General features: G+C 70.3%; 17 protein-coding genes. 12 read left to right on the forward strand and 5 right to left on the reverse strand.

Annotated features, from left to right (window positions below; translation table 11 throughout):
* The first annotated feature begins 85 nt into the window (after nucleotides 1–85).
* From rpsF to QZ607_RS20125, 7 genes are all read left to right on the forward strand, one after another.
* A complete protein-coding gene (rpsF, locus tag QZ607_RS20095; protein ID WP_295886314.1) occupies nucleotides 86–511 on the forward strand; it encodes a 30S ribosomal protein S6 in 426 nt (141 codons plus the stop codon).
* Nucleotides 512–544: 33 nt separating this feature from the next.
* Nucleotides 545–769 carry a 30S ribosomal protein S18 gene (gene rpsR / locus QZ607_RS20100; protein WP_200237904.1) on the forward strand — a complete coding sequence of 75 codons (225 nt, stop codon included), beginning with the start codon at nucleotides 545–547 and terminating at the stop codon, nucleotides 767–769.
* An 88-nt stretch (nucleotides 770–857) separates the two neighbouring features.
* Nucleotides 858–1,307, forward strand: a complete 450-nt coding sequence (gene rplI / locus QZ607_RS20105; RefSeq protein ID WP_295886316.1) for a 50S ribosomal protein L9 — start codon at nucleotides 858–860, stop codon at nucleotides 1,305–1,307.
* A gap of 534 nt (nucleotides 1,308–1,841) precedes the next feature.
* Entirely contained in the window at nucleotides 1,842–3,197 is a 1,356-nt protein-coding gene (gene dnaB / locus QZ607_RS20110; RefSeq protein ID WP_295886337.1) for a replicative DNA helicase, read from the forward strand.
* Between the two features lie 56 nt (nucleotides 3,198–3,253).
* Entirely contained in the window at nucleotides 3,254–4,660 is a 1,407-nt protein-coding gene (gene radA / locus QZ607_RS20115; protein ID WP_295886318.1) for a DNA repair protein RadA, read from the forward strand.
* A 142-nt stretch (nucleotides 4,661–4,802) separates the two neighbouring features.
* Entirely contained in the window at nucleotides 4,803–5,732 is a 930-nt protein-coding gene (gene ubiA / locus QZ607_RS20120; protein ID WP_295886319.1) for a 4-hydroxybenzoate octaprenyltransferase, read from the forward strand.
* Nucleotides 5,733–5,985: 253 nt separating this feature from the next.
* The gene (locus QZ607_RS20125) at nucleotides 5,986–6,699 is read left to right on the forward strand and encodes a thiol:disulfide interchange protein DsbA/DsbL (protein WP_295886320.1); all 714 of its coding nucleotides are present in this window, start codon (nucleotides 5,986–5,988) and stop codon (nucleotides 6,697–6,699) included.
* A 133-nt stretch (nucleotides 6,700–6,832) separates the two neighbouring features.
* Here QZ607_RS20125 and QZ607_RS20130 read toward each other — a convergent pair whose 3' ends face one another.
* Together QZ607_RS20130 and QZ607_RS20135 are read right to left on the reverse strand one after the other, a co-directional pair.
* The gene (locus QZ607_RS20130) at nucleotides 6,833–8,359 is read right to left on the reverse strand and encodes a GTPase/DUF3482 domain-containing protein (protein ID WP_367268227.1); all 1,527 of its coding nucleotides are present in this window, start codon (nucleotides 8,357–8,359) and stop codon (nucleotides 6,833–6,835) included.
* Nucleotides 8,359–10,485: a DUF2868 domain-containing protein gene (locus tag QZ607_RS20135; protein ID WP_295886321.1), complete on the reverse strand. Its 2,127-nt coding sequence runs from the start codon at nucleotides 10,483–10,485 to the stop codon at nucleotides 8,359–8,361. The genes QZ607_RS20130 and QZ607_RS20135 overlap by 1 nt, the downstream gene beginning before the upstream one ends.
* Nucleotides 10,486–10,736: 251 nt before the next feature.
* On the opposite strand from QZ607_RS20135, the gene QZ607_RS20140 reads away from it, so the two are divergent.
* Both QZ607_RS20140 and QZ607_RS20145 read left to right on the forward strand, forming a co-directional pair.
* Complete coding sequence (locus QZ607_RS20140) at nucleotides 10,737–11,798, forward strand: HEAT repeat domain-containing protein (protein ID WP_295886322.1); 1,062 nt, start codon at nucleotides 10,737–10,739, stop codon at nucleotides 11,796–11,798.
* Nucleotides 11,795–13,024: an AMP-binding protein gene (locus tag QZ607_RS20145; protein WP_295886323.1), complete on the forward strand. Its 1,230-nt coding sequence runs from the start codon at nucleotides 11,795–11,797 to the stop codon at nucleotides 13,022–13,024. Before QZ607_RS20140 ends, QZ607_RS20145 begins: the two co-directional genes overlap by 4 nt.
* A 59-nt stretch (nucleotides 13,025–13,083) precedes the next feature.
* Here the strand turns inward: QZ607_RS20145 and QZ607_RS20150 are convergent, their stop codons facing one another.
* The 3 genes from QZ607_RS20150 to QZ607_RS20160 all read right to left on the reverse strand — a co-directional run bounded on the left by QZ607_RS20150 (nucleotide 13,084) and on the right by QZ607_RS20160 (nucleotide 18,220).
* The gene (locus QZ607_RS20150; protein ID WP_295886325.1) at nucleotides 13,084–13,782 is read right to left on the reverse strand and encodes a PAS domain S-box protein; all 699 of its coding nucleotides are present in this window, start codon (nucleotides 13,780–13,782) and stop codon (nucleotides 13,084–13,086) included.
* 95 nt (nucleotides 13,783–13,877) lie between these two features.
* Nucleotides 13,878–17,183, reverse strand: coding sequence for an EAL domain-containing protein (locus QZ607_RS20155; RefSeq protein ID WP_295886327.1), 3,306 nt, complete (start codon nucleotides 17,181–17,183; stop codon nucleotides 13,878–13,880).
* Nucleotides 17,184–17,299: 116 nt separating this feature from the next.
* Nucleotides 17,300–18,220 (reverse strand): NAD(P)-dependent oxidoreductase, encoded by a 921-nt coding sequence (locus QZ607_RS20160; protein ID WP_295886329.1) that lies wholly within the window; start codon nucleotides 18,218–18,220, stop codon nucleotides 17,300–17,302.
* 338 nt (nucleotides 18,221–18,558) lie between these two features.
* Here QZ607_RS20160 and QZ607_RS20165 point away from each other — a divergent pair, with 338 nt between their 5' ends.
* The 3 genes from QZ607_RS20165 to QZ607_RS20175 all read left to right on the forward strand — a co-directional run.
* Nucleotides 18,559–21,588, forward strand: a complete 3,030-nt coding sequence (locus tag QZ607_RS20165) for a ribonucleoside triphosphate reductase (RefSeq protein ID WP_295886331.1) — start codon at nucleotides 18,559–18,561, stop codon at nucleotides 21,586–21,588.
* 111 nt (nucleotides 21,589–21,699) lie between these two features.
* Nucleotides 21,700–21,894 (forward strand): anaerobic ribonucleoside-triphosphate reductase, encoded by a 195-nt coding sequence (nrdD, locus tag QZ607_RS20170; RefSeq protein ID WP_295886333.1) that lies wholly within the window; start codon nucleotides 21,700–21,702, stop codon nucleotides 21,892–21,894.
* Between the two features lie 192 nt (nucleotides 21,895–22,086).
* Nucleotides 22,087–22,418, forward strand: a 332-nt coding sequence (locus QZ607_RS20175) for an anaerobic ribonucleoside-triphosphate reductase activating protein (RefSeq protein WP_295886335.1), incomplete at its 3' end; no start/stop codon positions are given.

Below are 22,418 nucleotides of genomic sequence, written 5' to 3' on the forward strand. Positions count from 1 at the left end.
TTCGCCGCTCACGCGGCGTTCTCCTTGCCTCACCGCGGCCCGGGCACGCCCGCCGACGGGAGGCTCATGATCCGTGAGGAGCCCAATGCGACATTACGAAGTGGTTTTTCTGGTGCACCCGAGCCAGAGCGAGCAGGTGCCGGCCATGATCGACCGGTATCGCGGCAATCTGGAAGGGCGCGGCGGCCGGGTTCACCGGCTGGAGGACTGGGGTCGGCGCCAGCTCGCTTATCCCATCAACAAGGTCCACAAGGCGCACTATGTGCTCATGAACATCGAGTGCGACAAGGAGGCCCTGGACGAGCTGGAAAACGCCTTCCGGTTCAACGACGCCGTGCTGCGCAACCTGATCATCCGGCGGGATGCCGCCGTCACCGAGCCGTCACCGCTGCTGAAGAGCGAGGAGGAGGGCGGCGAGGAGCGCAGTGATCGCGGCGAGCGCGGCGACCGCGGCGGTGAGCGCCGCAGCCGCCGAGACGACGAGGCCCCGCGGCCGCGCCGCGACGACTGACGCCGCCCAACCTGCTGCCAGAGGACACCCATCATGGCCCGTTTCTTCCGCCGCAAGCGCTACTGCCGGTTCACCGCCGAAGGCATCACCGAGATCGATTACAAGGATCTCAACCTGCTCAAGGCCTACGTGAGCGAGTCCGGCAAGATCGTGCCGAGCCGCATCACCGGCACCTCCGCCAAGTACCAGCGCCAGCTCGCCGACGCCGTCAAGCGCGCCCGCTACCTCGCACTGCTGCCTTACACCGACGGGCACTGACGGGCCTGTCGGCTGTGGGCGGCACGGTCGCCCGCCGCCGACTTGCAGCGCCGCCAGCGTGTGAACCGCATCTCCTGAGGAGACCGAAGTGGACATCATCCTGCTGAAAAAGGTCGGCGGACTCGGCGATCTCGGTGACAAGGTCGCCGTGCGCCCGGGCTTCGGCCGCAATTATCTGATCCCGCAGGGCGCCGCCGTGCCCGCCACCGAAGACAACCTGAAGGCCTTCGAGGCGCGCCGTGCCGAGCTCGAGGCCCAGGCCGCCGAGGCGGTGGCCTACGCCGAGCAGCGCCGCGAAAACCTGGAAGGGCTCACCGTCACCATCCCGCGCAAGGCGGGCGACGAGGGCCGCCTGTTCGGCTCAGTGGGCACCGCCGACATCGCGGGCGCCCTCACCGACGCCGGCTACGAGGTGGCCAAGAGCGAGGTGCGCCTGCCCCAGGGCGCCTTCCGCAACATCGGCGAGTACGAGGTGGAAGTCCACCTGCACTCCGACGTCAGCGTCGTCATCCTCGTCGAGGTCGTCCCGGGCGACTGATCGGCCCACCATCCCCGGCCCTCAACCCCGGGGACGAAGCGCTTGAGGGGCAGTCCATCGAAACCCCGGCAGCTCGGGGGCTCGGTGCACTGTCGCCTTGAATGCTGCAAATTCAGGGGACAAATTCCAGGGGACAAATTCAGGGACGGTAAACTTAATTGCCGCCGCTTTCTACACCCCGAATTAAGGGGACGGTAAACTTAATTTGAACCGTTTCCGCGCCGCTGTCCCTGCTTTAAAGGAAAATTAAGCATACCGTCCCCGTTTTTATTGCAGGCGAAACGGGGTGTTGGGTCTGCTGTCACCGCGTCCTCCCCATGCTCATCGCCATGGCTTCGGGCTTGTCGGGTCGGTGGTCTCGGCCCACAATCTGTGGCGGTCCCAGCCTCGGTCATCCCGGCCTCCGTTGTCGCCGGCTTGGTGACTTTTACCTTGAAAAAACAGGAGGATGCCGCCGTGGAGCCCGATGATCAGCCAGTCCCGGAGGATGCCCCCTTCGGCGGTGATGCCTTCGGCGGCGGCGCCTTCGAGGGCATGCGCATCCCGCCGCACAATGTGCAGGCGGAGCAGTCGCTGCTGGGCGCGCTCATGCTGGAGAACGGCACCTGGGAGCTGGTGGCGGACAAGGTGCGGGAGGTGGACTTCTACCGTCGCGAGCACCAGCTCGTCTTCCGCGCGGTGGCGCTGCTGGCGGACGCCGATCAGCCCTTCGATGTCGTGACGCTGGCGGAGGCGCTGGAGAAGCGCAAGCTGCTCGATGACGTGGGCGGCATGGACTACCTCGCCGAGATCGACCGCAACACGGCGAGCGCCGCCAATGCCGCGCACTATGCCCGCATCATCCGCTTCAACTCGGTGCTGCGCCAGCTCATCAAGGCCGGCACGGGCATTGCAGATCTCGCCTTCGACACCGGCGGGCGCTCCGAGGCGGAGATCCTCGATGCGGCGGAGGCCAAGGTCTTCGGCATCGCCGAGCAGCTAGCCCGCGGCGGCGGGTTTCAGCCCATCGAGAGCCTGCTCAAGCTCGCGGTGGACAAGATCGACGAGCTCTACCACCGTGACGAGCCCATCACCGGGCTGCCCACGGGCTTCATGGACTTCGACATGAAGACCTCCGGGCTGCAGCCGGCGGACCTGATCATCGTCGCCGGCCGGCCGTCCATGGGCAAGACCAGCTTCGCCATGAACATGGCGGAGAATGTCGCCATCAAGACCGCCAAGGGCGTGGCCGTGTTCAGCATGGAGATGCCCGGGGACTCGCTCGCCATGCGCATGATGTCGTCGCTGGGGCAGATCGACCAGCACCGGGTGCGTACCGGCAAGCTCACGGACGAGGACTGGCCCCGGCTCACCTCCGCCGTGCACATCCTCTCCCAGGCGCCCATGCACATCGACGACACCCCGGCGCTGTCGCCGACGGAGGTGCGCGCGCGGGTGCGCCGCCTGCAGCGGGAGCTGCAGCGCAAGGAGCAGGAGCTCGGACTCATCGTCATCGACTACCTGCAGCTGATGCAAGCTCCCACCGAGGGCGAGAACCGCGCGACGGAGATCTCCGCCATCAGCCGCGCGCTCAAGTCCCTGGCCAAGGAGCTGAACGTGCCGGTGGTGGCCCTGTCGCAGCTGAACCGCTCCCTGGAGCAGCGCCCGAACAAGCGCCCGGTGATGTCCGACCTGCGGGAATCCGGCGCCATCGAGCAGGATGCGGACCTGATCGTGTTCATCTACCGCGATGAGGTTTACAACGAGGACAGCCCGGACAAGGGGGTCGCCGAGATCATCATCGGCAAGCAAAGAAACGGCCCCATCGGCACCGTCAAGCTCGCCTTCCTGGGGCAGTACACCAAGTTCGAGAATCTCGCCGACAATCTCTACGGCGACGAGGGTTACTGAGCGAAGCCGCCTTGAGGATCGCGGCCGCAGGCCGGGCCCACAGCACGCAGGACGACATGCCGCCACGTCCGAAGAAGCCCCGCAGCGCTTACGTCTGCAACGCCTGCGGCGCGCAGCAGCCGAAGTGGTCCGGGCAGTGCCCGGACTGCGGTGCCTGGAACAGCATCGAGGAGGCGCCGGCGGCGCCCACCGCGCCCGCCCGCGGCGGCTGGGCCGGGGGTGGCGGGCAGGGCGGCGCTGCGGTCAGCCCGGGCGCGGTGCTTTCGCTTGCAGACGTGTCACCGCAGCAGCAGACCCGTGCGCCGAGCGGCCTTACGGAGCTGGATCGGGTGCTCGGCGGCGGTCTGGTGCCGGGCTCGGTGGTGCTCATCGGCGGTGATCCGGGCATCGGCAAGTCCACCCTGCTGCTGCAGGCCGCGGCGGCTGTCGGCGCCCGCGCGCCGGTGCTCTATGTCACGGGCGAGGAATCCCCGCAGCAGGTGAGTCTGCGCGCGCATCGGCTGGGCCTCGCCGCCGACGACGCCGCGCAGGCCGGGTCGCTCAGGCTGCTGGCAGAGACCGGCGTCGAGCAGATCCTGGCCACCGCCGCCGCGGAGCGCCCACGGGTGCTCATCGTCGATTCCATCCAGACCCTGTGGACGGATACCCTCGCGTCCGCCCCGGGCAGCGTCTCGCAGGTGCGGGAGACCGCTGCCCAGCTGGTGCGCTTCGCCAAGCTCACTGACACCACGGTCTTCCTGGTGGGGCACGTCACCAAGGAGGGTGCACTGGCGGGGCCGCGGGTGCTGGAGCACATGGTGGACACGGTGCTCTACTTCGAGGGTGAGCCGGACGGCGCCCACCGGCTCATCCGCGCCGTCAAGAACCGCTTCGGCGCCGTCAACGAGCTCGGCGTCTTCGCCATGACCGACCGCGGCCTGCGCGAGGTGCGCAACCCCTCGGCGATTTTCCTTTCCCGTCACGACCGGCCGGTGCCGGGCTCCGTGGTGCTGGTGACCCGCGAGGGCACCCGCCCCATGCTGGTGGAGGTGCAGGCGCTGGTGGATCAAAGCCCGCTTGCCAACCCGCGGCGGGTGGCCGTGGGGCTGGAGCAGAACCGGCTCGCCATGCTGCTCGCGGTGCTGCACCGCCACGGCGGTGTGGGCATGTTCGATCAGGATGTCTTCGTCAACGCCGTCGGCGGTGTGCGCGTCACCGAGACCGCCGCCGACCTGGCCCTGCTGCTCGCGGTGCTCTCCAGTCACCGTGACCGCCCGCTGCCGCTGGACCTGGCCGTGTTCGGCGAGATCGGCCTCTCCGGTGAGATCCGGCCGGTGCCGAACGGTCCTGACCGGCTGCGGGAGGCGGCCAAGCACGGACTGAAGCAGGCCATCGCGCCGCGGGCGAATGTGCCCAAGGGCGGCATCGAGGGCCTGACGATCAAGCCGGTGCTGTCGTTGGCGGAGGCCCTGGACGCCATCTGAGCGCGACACCGGCGCGCCGCCAAGTGCCGCGCCCGCGCCAACCGGCTCCGGCGCTGTGCGATAATCCCGGCTTTTTGCACGCCCTGCCGGTGCCCGTCGCTCCTCGGAGAGCCGCCACCGCGGGGCGCGGAGATTCGCCACCATGAGCCTCCCGGAGATCAAGCTCGGCAGGCCCCGCGCGGGCACGGACTCACCCAGTCTGCGCGAGCGCCTGGATGCCTATGTGCGGCTGGTACGGCTCAACAAGCCCATCGGTATCTTCCTGCTGATGTGGCCGTCGCTGTGGGCGCTGTGGCTCGCGGGCGCCGGTCACCCGCCCTGGGGCGTGGTGCTGATCTTCATCGCCGGCGTGGTGCTGATGCGCTCGGCGGGCTGCGCCATCAACGACTATGCGGACCGGGACTTCGACGGCCATGTGGCGCGCACCAATGCCCGGCCATTGGCGCTCGGCATCATCTCGCCGGCGGAGGCGGTGGCCGTCTTCGTGGTGCTGAGCCTCATCGCCTTCGGCCTGGTGCTGCTGCTCAACTGGCAGACGGTGGCATTGTCCGTGGTGGCCGTGGTGCTGGCGACCATCTATCCGTTCATGAAGCGCTACACGCACTTCCCGCAGCTCTTTCTGGGTGCGGCCTTCGGCTGGGCCGTGCCCATGGCCTTCATGGCTATCCAGGCGGACATCCCGGCCTTCGCCTGGGTGCTGTTCGCCGCCACGGTCGTTTGGGCGCTCATCTACGACACCGAGTACGCCATGGTGGACCGCGCGGACGATCTCAGGATCGGCATCAAGTCCACGGCCATCCTGTTCGGGCGCTATGATCGGCTCATCGTCGGCCTGCTGCAGGTGCTGATGCTGGCCATGCTCGTCTGGGTGGGGGCCGCCGCCGGCCGGGGACTCATGTACTTTGCCGGCCTTGGCGTCGCGGCCCTGCTCGCGGTCTACCAGCAATGGCTGATTCGCGAGCGCAACCCGAAACGCTGCTTCATCGCCTTCCTGAACAACAACTACTTCGGCATGGCGGTCTTCCTGGGGCTGGTGCTGGATTACCTGGTGCATCCGGCCGTCGCCGCCTGAGCCGCGGCCGGCGCCTGTGCCTTGCGGGCGGGCGCCCACATCTGGCATTGGCGGCGGCTGGGTATACGACATGGCCGGCAGCAGGGCTGACGCCGTCGGCCCCGGGTGCGGGCTGTGCGGCACTGCAAGAGCCATCTGGACCACAACCGTTCGGCTCGGCGCAGCGGCGCTCGAGCCCCAGCCGCCCGAATTCAGCGCCGGCGTGTCATGCGCGCCGTGCACTTCGCGACCATCGACAGAGGAGGCCTACGCCATGAACACTCAACTGCGCATGCTGCGCCGCGTCCCGCTGCCGGCACGGGCGGGTATGCTGCTCGCCTTGCTCCTACTGGCCCTCGCCGCCGCGGCGGCGGAGAGCTTTGACGAGGGCATCGACTACCGCCTGGTGGCGGAGCCCGCCCGTGCCGAGGCGGGTGACGATGTCGAGGTGCTGGAATTCTTCTGGTACGGCTGCCCGCACTGCTGGCAGCTGGAGCCCCAAATCAAGCGCTGGCTTGACGACAAGCCCGCGGGGGTGAGCTTCCGCCGCCTGCCCGCGGCCGCGTCGCCGCGCTGGGTGCCGCATGCGAAGGCCTACTTCGCCGCCGAGCAGCTGGGCGAGCTGGACAAGCTGCACGAGCCGTTGTTCAAGGCCCTGCACGACGAGCGCCGCAAGATCTTCACCGAGGACCAGATCATCGCCTTCGCCGCCGAGCAGGGCATCGACGCGGCGAAGTTCCGCGCCGCCTACAATTCCTTCCCGGTGGACATGCAGGTGCGCAAGTCTGCGGACCTGGTGCGCCGCTACCGCATCGACGGCGTGCCGTCCATGGTCGTCAACGGCAAATACGTCACCAGTGCCACCCAGACCGGCAGCAACACGCGCATGTTCGAGGTCATTGACCACCTGGTGGCCCGCGAGAGCGGCGGCGACGCCGGGTCGCAGCCGGCCCAGGCGGCGCCGGCGACGGACGCAGGGGCAAGCTGAGGGGTCGCGGCCGCAGTCCGCCCGCCCGCAGGAGCGGCATCCCTGCCGCGACGGTGGCGTCGGCGGTTATCGCGGCGAGGATGCCGCTCCCACAGCAGAGGGAAGTCATCGCGGCGAGGCTGCCGCTCCCTCGTCAGAGGTGAATGCGCGTATTCACGTCGCTGGTGGACAGGCTGCGCAGGATGCTGTTGATGATCTCGCGGCTCTTCTCCTCGTGCGGGGTGTCGTCCTTGCCCTTGCGGGCAGCGGCGAAGAACCTGGCCAGGGTGCGGTGGTCCTCGGCGCTCAGGCTCTCGGTGAAGCCCCGCTTGCGCCCGAGCTCCCGGTCCGGAACGCGGTTGGGCGCCGCCTCGTCCGCGGCCTGTCGGCCGTGGGCCCAGTTCATGGCCCGAGCGGCGTAGAGAATGATCCGGTCCAGCAGCACGAAGGGAAAGCGCGGGTTGGTGACCGGCCCTATGGAGAAGCGCTCCACGCCGAGGGTGCGCTGGATGTCCACCTTGGCCAGCGCGGCGCCGCCCAGCACGCCCAGGGCGCCGCCCACCAGTCCGCCGATGAGGGCGCCGGTGCCGAAGGACAGGCCGCCCACGCCCAGGTCGATGGCGCCGCCGGAGACGGCGCCGGCGGCCGCACCGGCAATGGCCAGTTGGCGCTGACGCAGCCCCAGGGCCTCTTCCACCTCCTCCGAAAACAGATCCTTGGCCAACAGTGACGTCGGCGGCAGGTCCCAGACGTTGTGCCGGAAGTGCCGGCGGATGGCCTGCTGCGCGTCCACCTCCAGCTGGCGCAGGGCCTGTTGCAGGGCCTCGGTGAGCTGGCGCTGAATGGCATCGCGCTGATCGTCGGAGGCGATGTCGTCCACCTTGACGACCCGGGTGACGCGCTTGGTCAGCGCGTCCTTCATGAGCTGGACGATGGTGTCGGTGCTCTGCTCGATGCGCCGCGCCCAGTCCTCGCGGAAGGCCCGGATGGTCTCCTCCAGCATGGGCTCCCAGCGCTGGTCGATGGTCTTGAGGGCGCCCAGCAGGGCGAGGCGCTCGGCATAGGTGGCGCGGTGGGCGTTGAACTCGCGCACCGAGTTGAAGGACTTGTTCAGCGCGTCCTGCCACGCCGGCATGTGCTTCGTGAATTTGCTCAGGTTGTTCAGGATGGCCATGCGCGGGCGCCCGGTGAGACGCAGCAGCTCCATCTCGGTGCGGTCCTTCTCTTTGATGCGCTTGGAGCCGTCCACCACCAGGATGATGCCGGCGCCGTCGGCCACGGGGCGGAGCAGGGCGCAGTCGTGGCTGAACATGGGGTCGTCGCCGTAGGCGGCGAGGAAGGCGCCGGCGAGGTCCGGCTCGTCCGCATGGGCCTGGAACCATTCCAGGATGTCGCTCGGATTCTGGAAGCCCGGTGTGTCCACGAACATCATGACGGTCCGGCCGTCGATGATCACCGGATACTCATCCGTGGTGGTGGTGGTGCCGGCGCGCTTGTCGATGGCGATGCGGTCGTTCTCGGTAAGGGTTGCCACCACCGACGACTTGCCCGCATTCGGGTGGCCCATGATGGCCAGCACCGGCACCTGGTCGGCGGCGTCCACGGCGTGCCTCGGCCGCGCGCCCGCGCGCTCGCTGCTGCCCTGTCGCCTGGGCATCTGGACGCGGCCTGCGCTTGCCATCACTCTGCCTCCTCGGCGGGGCCCGCCAGCATCTCCAGGCGCAGGTAGGGGTCACCCAGCTGCTCCAGCTTGTGCTGCCAGTCCTGGAAGTCGAACTCCGCGAGCGGCGGCAGGGGGTCGTCGCCGTCCGGATCTCCCACCAGCACCAGCAGCAGCTGTGCATGCTCACCCGCCGCCGCGCGCACCGCACGCAGAAAGCGCAGCGTCTCGGTGATGGGCGGCTGCGAGCCGTCCGAGAGCAGTGCCACCCGGGCGGGTGGCGCCTGCCACTCGGCGGCTTCGATCATGCTGAGCGCCTGATTGGCCATGGCGCTGCCGCCGCCGAAGGTGGCGCTGCCCGCCACCCGCCAGCCGGAATGGCCATGCAGCAGCTGCTGCAGGCGGGCATGGTCGTCGGGCTCCAGCATGTCCGCAACATCCACGTGCATCAGCAGCAGGCAGGCATCCGGGGCGATGGCGGCCTCGCCCCTGGCTCTGCGCAGGTCCCCTGCGGGCACTGGAGGAGTGGGGGCTGGGGGAGTGGGGGCTGGCGACCCAGCGGCTGCGGGCTCCGGGGCTTGCGGCGGCGTGGCCGGTGTCGGCGAGGACGCCGGGGGCGGCGCCTTGGCCTGCGCGGCTTCGCCGGCGGCGGGCTTGGCACGCGCCGCCGGGGCACTCGGCTGGGGCTGCGGCGCTTTCTCGGCGGGTGCTCTGCCCTTGGGCTCAGGCGCCGCCGCCGGGCGTTGCGGGGGCTGCCGCGTCGGTGCCGTTGGGCGGGGCTTTGTCCCGGCTGCCGGGGCTGGCGACCCGCCACCGGTGCGCGCAGCGGACGTGGGTGTGGCGGCGCTCGTGGGCGGCTGCGCCTGCTTCGGAGGTGCCGGGGTGGTCGCTGCCGGCGGCGGCTCTGCACGCGGCGCTGCACGCGGGACGTTCTTCGGCGTCAGCGGCCCCGGGATCGGCATCTCCGGGCCGTGGCCGCTGCCGCCGGCCGTCTCCAGCTGCGGCGTGATCATGCGGGCGTAGAGCGCCTGTGTGCGCTGGTGCGTGAACGGCAGCGCGGCGAGGGTGCGGCGCACCGTCAGCACCGACACCCCGAGCAGCACGAGCCGCGGCAGCAGGCCATAGGTGAAGACCGCGAGCGCGAGGAACCAGCGCCAGGAGCGCAGGTGCGCTGCGTCCATGATGAACAGCGGGTCCTTCAGGCTGATGCGGGTGCCTTGCACCTGCTCCAGCGTCGGCAGGCCGGTGCCCTCGCCGAGCAGCCAGGACCAGGGCAGGGCGATGATGTGCGCGAGCGCGTGGATGGTGCCGGGCTGCACGTCCAGCGCCGAGCCCCAGCCGAAGGCCAGGTCGGTGAACCATTCCAGCGCGACGGTGGTCAGGATGGCGCCGACATTGAAGCCGATGCCGAAGAGCTGGGCCGGAATCAGCATCGGCAGGTAGGCGGCCGGGCCGTACAGGGCGAAGTGACCCGAGAGCAGCCCCTGCCGCGCCTTGGCCTGCTCGCGCACGTCGGGCGGCAGATGCGCCAGGCGCTGGCGCTGCACCCAGCGTGCGGCGGCGCCGAACATGGGCTTCAGCAGATGGCTGATGAGGGAGAGGTCCTGCACCGCTGTCTGCACCGCGCGCGAGCGCCGGCTGTACCAGGCCGCGGCGGTGCCTGCCAGCAGCAGCACCTGCAGAATCACCAGGACGAAGACGTACCAGGAGACATTCACCGGCTGGTCGCCCTCGTACTGGAGCAGGGCGGAGGCGACGCCGATGCCGGCCATGAAGCCCAGCACCGAGAGGCCGATGGCGACCAGCCGCTGCCCGCGGGCGAAGGCGGAGCCCGGCAGCAGGGCGCGGATGGCCGGGTCCTCGCCGCCGCGGCGGATGCCGAGCCAGCGGCGCAGCGCCGCGCTGCGGTGCGCGGGCGTGTGCTCCGGTGCGCGGATCTCAGCGGCGATGCGCTCGCGGTACAGACGGCGGTCGCGCTCGGCGAGCCGTTTACGCTCTGCGGGGTCCCCGCGCATGCGCTGCTCGTCGCGGTCCACGTAGTAATCGAAGTCCAGCAGGTCCGGCAGACGCCAGCGCGTGGTGTCCGGCTCCAGGTCGGCCGACGGATGCGCGGCCGGTTCTCGGCCGGTGTGGACAGCGGGTTCCATGGCGGTTGGGCGGTGGCTGGCGTGGGTGCTGTGGCCGGGATTGCTGTGCGGCGCTGTTGGGCTGCGCTGGTGGACGGCGGCGCCACCGGCGGACGGCTGCGGCGGTGGTCGGTTGGGCTCCACCGCCTGCGGCACGTTATACCTTGCTTCTGCCGCCGATCAAGGGCTGGGCCCGATTGTGCGGCGGCGGGGGCGGCAGCGTGCGCCGCTTCCGGGCAGAATGATGGGGTCAAGCGCGGAGACATGCACCGATGCCGAGTAACGGACCAGACCAGTCGCAGCCGCAGTCCGCGGGCCAGGCCCGCCGTCGCGGCGGCAGTGCGGCCGGCACCGCCCCCGCCGCCCTGTTGCAGGCGCTGGACGAGCGCCCGGATGCGGAGCGCCTCAGCGAGGCGCTGGCCCACCGCCATTACCGCGTCGTCGCGCGTGCGGCCGAGGTCGCCGCCGATGGCCTGCACTATGCGCTGGAGCCTGCGCTGATGGATGCCTTCCGCCGCTTTGCGGCGCTGGATCACAAGCGGGACCCGGGCTGCCTGGCCAAGGGTGCCATCGCCCGCGCGCTGGTGGCCCTGGACTGCCTGGACGCGACCTTCTACCGGGAGGGCATCGCGCTGCGTCAGCCGGAGCCCGTCTGGGGCGGCAGCGTCGACACCGCCGCGGACGTGCGCGCCAGCTGCGCTATGGGGCTTGCCGCCAGCGGCGACGCGGATGCGCTGGCGGACCTGGTGGATCTGCTGGTGGACCCTGAGCATCGGGTCCGCGCCGGCGCCGTCCGCGCCATCGGCTGCACCGAGCCGCGGGCCGCCGAGGCGGTGCTGCGTACCAAGGCCCTGCTCGGCGACGCGGAGCCGGAGGTCACCGGCGAGTGCTTCCGCAGCCTGCTCGGGCTGGCGCCGGAGACGGCACCGGCCTTCGTGGGCCGCTGGCTGGACGAGGCGCCGCCTTCGGACCCGGTGCTCGCGGAGCTGGCGGCCCTGGCCCTCGGCGAGTCCAAGCTCGATGCCGCCGTCGACCTGCTGCGCCGGCGCTGGGAGGCGGAGCCGCTGCGCAGTGACCGTGACCGGACTCTGCTGCGCGCCGCCGCCCTGGCGCGCACGCCCCGGGCACTCGACTGGCTGACGACGCTCGCGGCGGACGCGGATGCGGGCACCGCGCGCCGGGTCATCGAGGAGCTCGGTGTGCACCGGGGCCACCGCCGCGTCGCGCAGGCGCTCCACGAGCGGCTGGCGCAGCGCGGCGATGCGGCCTTGCTCGCGGTCTTCGAGACGCACTTCGGCGGCGGGCGCGATGGCACCGGGGGCACGCGGACATGAGCCCGCACGATCCGCCGCTCGCCCCCTGGTGGCGACCGCGTTGGGTGCGCGCGGTGCTCGCGGACCTGTTGCGCGACGAGCTGCGCCGGCTGCGCCCGGGTGCCGTGCCCGCGGTGCCGTCTCCGGTGGTGTCGCCGGATGCCCCGGATGCTTCGAATGCCCCGGACTCCGGGGACCCACTGGCGGAGCTGGCACTCGACTCCATCGAGCTCCTCGACCTGGCCACGGCCGTGTCGCTGCGCTTCGGGCTGCACCACCATGACCTTGACCGGCGGCTGCTGGCCGAGCCGCGACTCGCCACCTGGGCCGAGACGGTCATCGAGGGGCGCTGCCGGGACGACGCATACATCGCGTTCTTCACCTCCGGCTCCACGGGCCGCCCGCAACGGTGCCCCCACGAGATGGCCGCGCTGGTGCAGGAGGTGACGCACTGGGCCGGGCAGCTGGGCACGCCGCGCCGCGTGCTGCGCGCCGTGCCCTGCCACCACATCTACGGCTTCCTGTTCACCGTGATGCTGCCGGCGCAGCTCGGCATCGACGTCATCGACGTGCGCGGGGCGCTCCCCGCCGGTGTCCTCGCCCGCACCGAGCCCGGGGATCTGCTGGTGGGGCACCCGGGCTTTTTTGCCCTGGCTGCCGCGGATGCCGGGGCCGCGGCGAATGTCCGTGCCGTCACCTCCACGGGCCAGTGCCCGGACTTCGTCTGGGCGGCGTTGGCCGACGCCGGGGTGAGCCGGGTGCTGGAGGTTTACGGCAGCAGTGAATGCGCCGGTATCGGCAGCCGCTTGAGCGCTGCAGCGCCCTTCACGCTGCTGCCCTGGTGGATTCCCGAGCCTGGCCGGGCGCGTCTGCTGCGCACGCTGGGCGAGCCCTGCATCGCGCAGGACCGTTGGGAATGGGTGGATCGCCGCCGCTTTCGCGTGCACGGGCGCCTGGATGGGGCCGTGCAGGTGGCGGGCGAGAACGTCTTCCCGGGCCGGGTCCGGGACGTGCTGCTGACCCACCCGGCGGTGGCGGATGCGGCAGTGCGCCCCTTCGGCGAAGACGTTGCCGTCAGGTTGAAGGCCTTTGTGGTGCCCGCGGACCCGGATGCGGATGCGCTGGCGCTGCGCCGGGCACTCGACCCCTGGCTCGCGGCGCGGCTGCGCCCGGCGGAGCGCCCACGGCGCATCGACGTGGGCGCGAGCCTGCCGCAGACGCCCGCCGGCAAGCCGGCGGATTGGTGAGCCGCGGCGACGGCCCGGCGCGCGCGCCGCGCCGGCCCCGGTCCTGCGCAAGCACCGGCTCAGTGTGCCTGCGCTGCCGCCCCGATCCGTATCTCCGGCAGCGGCTCCGGCGCGCCGTCGAGCTCGCGCACCACGGCCGTGTAGACCAGCCAGCCGCCCACATGCACTTCAGTGACCGACAGGGACAGGTCCACCTGCGTGCCGTCGCGCCGACGACCCGGTGCGCGGTGGCGGCCCACCAGCACCGGCGGCAGGCCGACATCCGGGTGCGCCTGCATCTCTGCCTCCAACCGCTCACGCAGGGGCGGCGGGAACAGCAGCGGGAAGGGCTGCCCCTTCAGCTCTGCGGCGCGAAAACCGAAGATCCGCTCGGCGGCGGCGTTCATGCCCACCACCCGCCCGGCGGCGTCGACGTGGATGGCGCCGTCCAGCATGTTGTCAACGATGGCGCGATTGCGCGCGCGGCTCTCGGCATAGAGCGCCAGCCGACGCTCATAACGGGTCACGGTCCACAGGCAGAGCGCGCAGGCGGCGGCCACCGTGCCCAGGAGCAGCAGCAGAAAGGGCTCCAGCAGGGTCGCGGGGGGGAGCCACCAGAGCGTCGGCGCGGCTGCCGTGGCCTGCGCGAGGCCACCTGCGACCCCGAGTGCCCCGACAGCGCCGGCCGCCAGCAGCACGGCGACGCCCGCTGCGACGAAATGGTAGAAGCGGAACCCGCCGGCGGAGGCCGCGAAGACGCTGGTGGATCTGTGTGTCATGGGGCACGAGCCGATGACGCGCTGAATACGTCGATTGTAGTGATCTGCGCGGCGCTGCCGTTGAGCCCGGTCCCGAAATGCGCTTGCTGCTGTGGTCAACTGCGCCGGGCGGGGCGCCAGGCGCCGGTGCAGGCCTGCTCCGGCGTCAGGGGCTCGGACCACAGATAACCCTGGCCCCAGTCGCAGCCGAGGCGGCGCAGTATCTCCAGCTCGGTGATGCGCTCCACCCCTTCGGCCACCACCTGCTTGCCGAGCGAGTGGGCCATGGCCACCATGCCCGCCACCAGGCGCCGATCCTGCTCGCCGGTGACGCTGCGCACGAAGGCGCGGTCGATCTTGAGGGTGGAGATGTCGAGCTCGCGCAAATGCGCCATGGAGCTGAAGCCGCTGCCGAAGTCGTCGAGCGCGAGGCGGATGCCGCCGGCGCTGAGCTGGCGCAGGGACTCGCGCACACTCGGCGTCATGCGCAGCAGCACGGCTTCGGCAATCTCGATCTCCAGCCGCGCCGGGTCCACCGCGGCATCGGCGAGGGACTGCAACAGCGAGCGCGCGAACCAGCGCGCCTCCAGGTCCACCGCGGTGACATTGACAGCCAGCAGCATGCCCGCGCCGCCTTCGCGCTGGTGCTCGCGCAGCAGGCGCACCGTGCGCGTCAGCACCGCGTCGGTCACCGCGCGCAGCAGACCGTTCTGCTGCGCAGCGTCGATGAAGTCCAGCGGCTGCAGCAGCCGGCCGTCGGTGGTGCGCCAGCGCGCCAGCACCTCGAAGCGCGGCGCCGGGTGGTTGGCGGTGATGGGCACCTGCGGCTGCAGCAGGATCTCCACGGCGCTGTCCGGGGAGCGGCCGAGGATCTCGCGTGCGATCTCAAGCCGGGCCAGGGCGCGCTGCTGCAGGCCGCTGTCGAAGGCGCGCACGCAGTTGCGTCCCGCGTCCTTGGCCTGGTAGAGGGCGAGGTCCGCCTGCTTCAGCAGCTCGGTGCCCTGGGAGCCGCCGTGGCCCAGGGTGACGCCGAGGGAGACGGTCACCGCGAACCGGTCGTCGCCGACGGCAATGGGGCCGTGGAAGGCCTGCACCACCCGCTGCGGCATGGCATCCAGGGCGTCCTCGTGGCCCATGGGCAGCAGCAGAGCGAACTCGTCGCCGCCGAGCCGTGCCACCACCGCGCCGTCCGGGAGTGCGGCGACGATGCGTTTGGCGGCGGCCGCGAGCAGCACGTCCCCCTTGTCGTGGCCCAGGGTGTCGTTGATGGTCTTGAAGTGGTCGATGTCCAGCAGACCGAGACCGAACATGGTCCCGCTGGCCTCGGCTTGATCGATGGTGGCGGCGAGGATCTGGCGGAAGCGCTCGCGGTTCGGTAGGCCGGTGAGGCCGTCGCGCAGCGCCAGCACCTCGAAGTGCGCGGCACTGCCGACGATCACTTCCTGGGTCAGGTTGCGCAGCGCCTCGGCGGTGCCGAGCTCGGCCTGGCTCCAGGGGCGGGCGTGGTGGGTGCGCTCTTCTTCCCAGGGCTCGAAGCGGCTGCCGCCCGCGTCGCTGCCGCCGGTTGCGGCGAGCGCCAGCGCGAGAGCCCCCGGCTGGGCGCCCCAGCGCACCTTCAGGCGTGTGCGCCGGCGGCCGACGAGGAGCACGTAGTCCTCGGCCGGGCCGATGAACACGGCAATCACGCCCGCGAGCCGCTGCGGATAGGCCGCCGCCGGTCCGAATAAGCACGATAGGCAGTCCGTGCTCCAGATGCCGCCGCCGTGTCCGCGCAGGAAGCCGAGCAGGGCGCGCTGCTCGGCCTCGTCGAGGGCGAGGCCGCCCGGGTCGAGCAGTGGCGTCTCGCCGTGGAAGATCTGCACCGCATCCGCGGCGAAGAGGCCGCGCAGCAGGGCCTCGTTGCCGATGAAGCCCTGCGGGAAGGGCTTGCGGATGTCCACGCGGCCGATGATGCCGTTGACCGCTGCCACGCCCTCCTGTCGGGCCTGCAGCTGGGCGCGCTCCTCCAGCAGCGCGACGCGTGCCGACACCAGCCCCGCCAGCTCCGCAAGCCGTCGGCGCAGCGCCACGGTGATGGGGTGGGGGCGGCGATGATGGCAGATCACCAGGCCCCAGAGCCGGCCGTCGCAGACGATGGAGAGCGTCAGGCTGCCGTTGACGCCCTGCTCCTCGAGGTAGGCACGGTGAATCGGCGACAGGGCGCGCAGCTGCGCGGCGCCGATGTCGATGTCCGTGGGCGCCCCCTCGGCTGCCAGCAGCGGTACCTCCACGTGGTCGCGGCTCGGCGCGTGGCGTAACGGGGTCTCTGCGTACAGGGCACGGGCTTGGGCAGGGATATCGGAGGCGGCGTAGCGCAGCCCGAGCACAGAGGGCAGGGCGTCGGGGGCGCAGTCCTCGGCGATGACGATGCCGTCCCAGTCCGGGCTGAAGCGGTAGGCGAGCACGCGCTCGAAGCCGGTGAGCCGGCGCACTGCCCGGACCAGGCGCGCACAGAGCACCTCGATGTCGGGCTGCGCGAGCAGGTCCCGGCCGAGGGCGCCGAAGTCGAAGGCCGCGAGCTGCGCGTCCGCGGCCATGGGTGCATGCGGCTCGATCTCCAGCAGCAGCCGGCCGCGCCAGGGGGTGAGCCGCAGGTCGAGCGCCAGGTCTGGAACCCGCGGCTGGGGCGGGGCGCGGAAGGCCTGCGGGCAGAAGGTGTCCGGGTCTTCCCGTGCATCCTGCAGGCAGGCAGCGACGCCGCCGTCGCCGGCGGGCAGCAGGGTATCGATCGCGGCGCCGAGCACGGCCTCCGGGTGCAGGCCGAGGAAGCGCTCGGTGTTGGCGCCGGCGGCGATGACCCGCAGGCTGTCCGGCGCCAGCACCAGCAGGCAGCCGTAGGGCTGCAGCGCAGCGCAGTGCGCAATGGGCTCTTCGTCGCAGCGGGTCAGGTCCACGGAGACCGCGCTCAGCGCCGTGCCGTCGCCGACCGTCGCTTGCGGCGCTGCGGTCACGCCCGCTGCGGTCGCGACGGCGGCTGGTGCGGCGGCTGGGGCGGCGCGTTGCGGTAGCCGCTGCAGCGGCTCGACGATGATCCAGTACTCGCCGTCGCTCTGCGCATCGCGCATGTGGATACGCACCCGCACCGGGTGCATGTCGAAGTCGTAGACGAACTCGAAGGTGCTGGAGAGCTGGCCCGCCAGCACGCCCTGGCGGAAGCGGCCGTAGAACTCAGGCACCGCGGTGCAGGGGGCCACGTCGCGGAAGAAATTGCGCCCCAGCACCTCGTCCCGGACGCGGCCGGTGAGGCTCGCCTCGGTGCGGCTGTAGAACAGGATCTTGCCGTCGGCGTCCACGCGGATGGCGCCCACGGGCAGAGCGTCCAGCTCGGCCTCGGAGAGCGTGTCGAGCCGGCTGGGATCGTGGACGTCGATGTCGATCTTCATAAGCTCGCTGCCGGGGGAGCTGCGATCCAAGCCGCCCGCAAGCTGGCCTTGGGACCGGCCGGCGCGGGCTGCGGCTCAGGCTGGGCGGTGGACCGCCTGGGCGCCCGGGTCTCGTGTCACGCCGGATCGTCGCGGGCGTTGAGGCGCCGCTGCGCCAGATGCAGCGCTGCCGAGTCGAGCCCGCCCTCGCCCTGGCCCACCAGGGCGTTCAGGAGCTGTGTCACCAGCGCCGTGCCGGGCAGGCCCAGCCCCAGCTCGTGAGCGGCCTCCTGGACGATGCGCATGTCCTTCTGGTGCAGGGCGGCCTTGAAGCCGGGCCGGTAGTCGCCCGCCAGCATGCGCTGACCGTGCACCTCCAGGATGCGGCTGCCGGCGAAGCCGCCGAGCAGCGCCTCGCGCACGCGGGCGCCGTCCACGCCGGCGGCCTCCGCGAGCAGCAGCGCCTCGCCGACGCCGGCGATGGTCTGGCCCACCACGATCTGATTGCAGGCCTTGCAGACCTGGCCCGCGCCGTGGTCGCCGATGTGCACCACTTGCCGGCCCATAACTTGGAACAGGGGCTTGACCCGGGCGAAGGCGTCGGCGGGCCCGCCCACCATGATAGACAGGGTGCCGTCGCGGGCACCGATGTCGCCGCCTGAGACCGGGGCGTCCAGCATCTCCGCCCCGGCGGCACCGAGCGCTGCGGCGATGTCCCGGGTCACCGAGGGTGAGATGGTGCTCATGTCCACCACGATGCCGCCGGGGCGGATGCCCGCCAGCACCGCGCGCTCGCGCTGTGCGGCGTCGGCGTCGGCCCCGGTGCCGAGGACGACCTCCACCACATCCGGCGTATCCGCGAGCATGGTGAAGACGATGTCCGTCTCGCGCGCCACCTCGGCCGGGCTTGCGCAGGCGCGGGCACCCGCGTCGGTGAGGGGGGCGAGGGTCTCGGGCCGGCGGGCATAGACGGCGAGGTCGTGGCCTGCGGCGAGCAGATTCAGGGCCATGGGCCGGCCCATGATGCCGAGACCGATGAAACCGATGCGCGCTGTCATGAGGGGGTATCTCCGTCGCCGCGTGCGCGGCGGCTCGTATTGTGAGCCCGCGCCTGGGCGCATGCTGGCCCCATAGTTTACGCCGGCCTGAAGGCGGACGCGGTTGCAGCTTGACCGATGGCGTCCGGGCCGGCGCTGGCGGCGGGCGGGCGCATGCCGGGCGTCGGGCGGGCGGTGCGCGTGCGAGCCCTGTGCAAGTGTCTGAAGCGCCGGCATGCACGGCCTCGCCCGTGACCGGCATCAACCGTCTGTCGATCAGGGGCTTTCGCTATATCTAGCCATCTCTATAATCTCTGCCACAATATATAGTGTAGACCCCGGGTACAGGAGCTTGACGGATGGGCGCGGAAACCAAGACTTTGGCAGTGCTGCCGACGTGCGTCGCCAAGCGCGACGGCACCGAGGTGCCGTTCGACGCGGGCAGGATCGAATCCGCCATCCTGCGCGCCGGTCGCGCCACGGGTGAATTCGACGAGCTGGAGGCGAAGCTGCTGACGGCGCAGGTGGTGAAGGTGCTGGCGCATCGCTATGGCCGCGCCGGCGCCGACGGACGGCGGTCCATGCCGGACATCGAGGGCATCCAGGACGTGGTCGAGCAGACGTTGATCAGTGCCAACCACTTCGAGACCGCCCGCTCCTACATCGTCTACCGCGAGCAGCGCGCCAAGCTGCGCGCAGACCGCCGCACCCTGGTGGACGTGTCGAGCTCCATCAACGAGTACCTGGACCGCTCCGACTGGCGCGTGTCGGCCAACGCCAACCAGGGCTACAGCCTGGGCGGGCTGATTCTGAACACCGCCGGCAAGATGGTCGCGAACTACTGGCTCTCCCATGTCTACCCGCCGCAGGTGGGCGAGGCGCACCGCAACGGCGATCTGCATATCCATGACCTTGACATGCTCGCCGGCTATTGCGCCGGCTGGTCCCTGCGCACCCTGCTGACGGAGGGCCTCAACGGTGTCCCCGGCAAGGTGGAGGCCGGCCCGCCCAAGCACATGTCGAGCGCGGTCGGACAGATCGTGAACTTCCTCGGCACACTCCAGAACGAATGGGCCGGCGCCCAGGCCTTCTCCAGCTTCGACACCTACATGGCGCCCTACGTGCGCATCGACCGGCTGCCCTACAAGCAGGTCAAGCAGTACATCCAGGAGCTGATCTACAACCTGAATGTGCCGAGCCGCTGGGGTTGCCAGTGCGTCGACGCGGAGACCGAGTGCCTCACGGAGCATGGCTGGAAGCGCCACGACCAGATCGGCGAGGGCGAGCGCATCGCCACCTTCGATTGGCGGAAGAACCGCTTAGAGTACCTGGCGCCCTTGGCGATCACCGCCTACGACTTCGACGGCGACATGTACGTGCTGCGCAACCGCACCCAGGAGCAATGGGTGACGCCGCGGCACAAGGTCGTCCGCAAGGTCTTCAATTCCGAGAATCGCTGGATCCTGGAGGACATCGAAGACGTCGCCAGGCTGCGCTCGCCGGTGATCGTGCCGAACGCCTGGGAGACGGCCTCCGAGATCGAGGTGGACGACAACCTGGTGATGCTGCTCGCCTGGGTGTTGGCGGAGGGCAACATCGACCGGCACGACGGCCGCCGTTGGGTCAGCCTGTGGCAATCCACCGGCAATCGCGAGTATGCCGCGGAGATCGAATGGCTGCTGACGGAGATGGGCCTCACCTGGCACGAGCGGCAGCAGACCGGCACCTACGCGAATCACCCCGTCTGCCGCTACCGTCTGAACAGCGAGGGCAGCGAGCTGGTGCTGCGCCATCTGGACCGCAAGTGCGTGCCGCCGCTGATCCGCACCTTGTCCGCGCGCCAGATCCGCCTGTTCCTGGACACCTACATCAAGGGTGACGGCAGCATCGAGGCGGACGGCCGGGCGCGCATCTACACCAAGGACCAGGACAACCTGGACGCCCTGCAGGAGCTGTGCGCGCTGGCAGGCTTCGGCAGCACCGTGTATACGCGCAAGGACTCCGGCGTCCACGTGCTGAACATCATCCGCAATCGCGAGACCTACATCCAGCTCATCGAGCGCAAGCCCTATCGCGGCAAGGTCTGGTGCCCGACCACGCGCAACGGCACCTTCGTGGCCCGCCGCCGCGGCAAGGTGTTCATCACCGGCAATACACCGTTCACGAACCTGACCTTCGACTGGGTCTGCCCCGAAGACCTGCGCGATCAGGTTCCCGTCATCGGCGGCGAGGAGCAAGCCTTCACCTACGGCGAGCTCCAGGCCGAGATGGACATGATCAACCGCGCCTACATCGAGGTGATGACCGAGGGCGACGCCAAGGGCCGGATCTTCACCTTCCCGATCCCGACCTACAACATCACGCCGGACTTCCCGTGGGAGAGCGAGAACGCGGAGCTGCTGTTCGCCATGACGGCCAAGTACGGGTTGCCGTACTTCCAGAACTTCATCAACTCCGAGCTCTCGCCCAACATGGTGCGCAGCATGTGCTGCCGGCTGCAGCTGGACCTGCGTGAGCTGCTGGCCCGCGGGAATGGGCTCTTCGGCTCGGCGGAGCAGACGGGCTCACTCGGCGTGGTCACCATCAATTGCGCGCGTCTGGGCTTCACCCACGCCGGCGACGAGGCGGGCCTGCTGGCGCGCATCGAGGAGCTGATGGAGCTTGCGAAAAAGAGTCTGGAATTGAAGCGCAAGGTCATCCAGCGGCACATGGACGCCGGATTGTTTCCCTACACCAAGCGCTACCTCGGCACCCTGCGCAATCACTTCAGCACCATTGGTGTCAACGGCATCAACGAGCTGATCCGCAACTTCACCGGTGACGCCGAGGACATCACCACCAGCTGGGGCCACGCCTTCGCAGCGCGGCTGCTGGACCACGTGCGCGCGCGCATGGTGCAGTTCCAGGAGGAAACGGGGCACATGTACAACCTGGAGGCGACCCCGGCGGAGGGGACCACCTACCGCTTCGCCCGCGAGGACAAGAAGCGCTTCCCGGGCATCATCCAGGCCGGCACCGAGCAGGCGCCGTACTACACCAATTCGTCCCAACTGCCGGTGGGCTTCACCGACGACGCCTTCGAGGCGTTGGATGCCCAGCAGGAGCTGCAATCCAAATACACCGGCGGCACCGTGCTGCACCTCTACATGGGTGAGCAGGTCAGCTCAACCGATGCCTGCAAGCGCCTGGTGCGCCGCGCGCTCACCAATTTCCGCCTGCCCTACATCACCGTCACGCCCACCTTCTCCATCTGCCCGCACCACGGCTACATCGAGGGCGAGCACGAGTTCTGCCCCAAGTGCGATGCGGAGCTGATCGAAAAGAAACGGAGCGAGTTGCGAGAGGCGAGCGGTGAGGCTGAAGAGGTGCCGACCGCGCTGATCGGTTGAGCACACACCAAGGCGGCTTCCTTGGCGCTCGGCTCTGGGCCCTCGCCAAAGGGAGCACCCTGAATCGCCGGCGAAGTATTCGAGTATTTGTAACCAACGAGGAGCGAAGCAATGGCGATTGATAACATCGAAATCCACGACGAAGAACGTACCCGCTGCGAGGTCTGGACCCGCGTCATGGGCTACCACCGGCCGGTGAGCGCCTTCAACGCGGGCAAGCAGTCCGAGCACCGCGACCGCGTCTGCTTCAGCGAGCAGCCGAGCGGCGTCCACGCAGGTCGTCCGCGCCGCGCCGAGGCCGCCTGAGAGGCATTGACTCGTGCCGAGGCTCCGCCTTGGCACGTCGTCTTGGCGGCTCTGCCGCCCAGGGTGCGCGCAGTACCGCAGCACCAGCGCGGCCCCCGGCGGCATAGCCGCTAAAGCCCGGTGCCGCGGCAGAGCCGCGGCACCAGCCAGTCCGATTTGAACATGCAGCGTCAAACCAGGGACCCATCGGTAATGAGCAGATTTGCGCCAAGTGCCGATCAGCTGCGTCTGGGCGGCCTCACCCCGCTCACCAGCCTCGACTACCCGGGCGAGCTGGCCGCCGTCGTCTACTGCCGCGGCTGCCCCTGGCGCTGCCCCTACTGCCACAACGCCGACCTCCAGGACGCGCACGGCCCGAGCGAGCCCACCTGGCCCGAGGTGCTGGACTTCCTCGCGCGCCGCCGCGGCCTGCTGGACGCCGTGGTCTTCTCCGGTGGCGAGCCCACCGCCCAGCGGGCGCTCGGCGCCGCCATGGCCGAGGTCCGCGCAATGGGCTTCAAGGTCGGCCTGCACACCGGCGGCCC

It is taken from the genome of uncultured Thiohalocapsa sp. (genome assembly GCF_913063425.1).
Taxonomy (GTDB): Bacteria; Pseudomonadota; Gammaproteobacteria; order Chromatiales; family Chromatiaceae; genus Thiohalocapsa.

Bases quoted from the DNA above. Each gene is read 5' to 3' on its own strand.
- rpsF (WP_295886314.1), top strand. From the start codon at position 86: ATGCGACATTACGAAGTGGTTTTTCTGGTGCACCCGAGCCAGAGCGAG.
- rpsR (WP_200237904.1), top strand. From the start codon at position 545: ATGGCCCGTTTCTTCCGCCGCAAGCGCTACTGCCGGTTCACCGCCGAA.
- dnaB (WP_295886337.1), top strand. From the start codon at position 1,842: ATGCGCATCCCGCCGCACAATGTGCAGGCGGAGCAGTCGCTGCTGGGC.
- radA (WP_295886318.1), top strand. From the start codon at position 3,254: ATGCCGCCACGTCCGAAGAAGCCCCGCAGCGCTTACGTCTGCAACGCC.
- ubiA (WP_295886319.1), top strand. From the start codon at position 4,803: ATGAGCCTCCCGGAGATCAAGCTCGGCAGGCCCCGCGCGGGCACGGAC.
- QZ607_RS20125 (WP_295886320.1), top strand. From the start codon at position 5,986: ATGAACACTCAACTGCGCATGCTGCGCCGCGTCCCGCTGCCGGCACGG.
- QZ607_RS20130 (WP_367268227.1), bottom strand. From the start codon at position 8,359: ATGGCAAGCGCAGGCCGCGTCCAGATGCCCAGGCGACAGGGCAGCAGC.
- QZ607_RS20135 (WP_295886321.1), bottom strand. From the start codon at position 10,485: ATGGAACCCGCTGTCCACACCGGCCGAGAACCGGCCGCGCATCCGTCG.
- QZ607_RS20140 (WP_295886322.1), top strand. From the start codon at position 10,737: ATGCCGAGTAACGGACCAGACCAGTCGCAGCCGCAGTCCGCGGGCCAG.
- QZ607_RS20145 (WP_295886323.1), top strand. From the start codon at position 11,795: ATGAGCCCGCACGATCCGCCGCTCGCCCCCTGGTGGCGACCGCGTTGG.
- QZ607_RS20150 (WP_295886325.1), bottom strand. From the start codon at position 13,782: ATGACACACAGATCCACCAGCGTCTTCGCGGCCTCCGCCGGCGGGTTC.
- QZ607_RS20155 (WP_295886327.1), bottom strand. From the start codon at position 17,183: ATGAAGATCGACATCGACGTCCACGATCCCAGCCGGCTCGACACGCTC.
- QZ607_RS20160 (WP_295886329.1), bottom strand. From the start codon at position 18,220: ATGACAGCGCGCATCGGTTTCATCGGTCTCGGCATCATGGGCCGGCCC.
- QZ607_RS20165 (WP_295886331.1), top strand. From the start codon at position 18,559: ATGGGCGCGGAAACCAAGACTTTGGCAGTGCTGCCGACGTGCGTCGCC.
- nrdD (WP_295886333.1), top strand. From the start codon at position 21,700: ATGGCGATTGATAACATCGAAATCCACGACGAAGAACGTACCCGCTGC.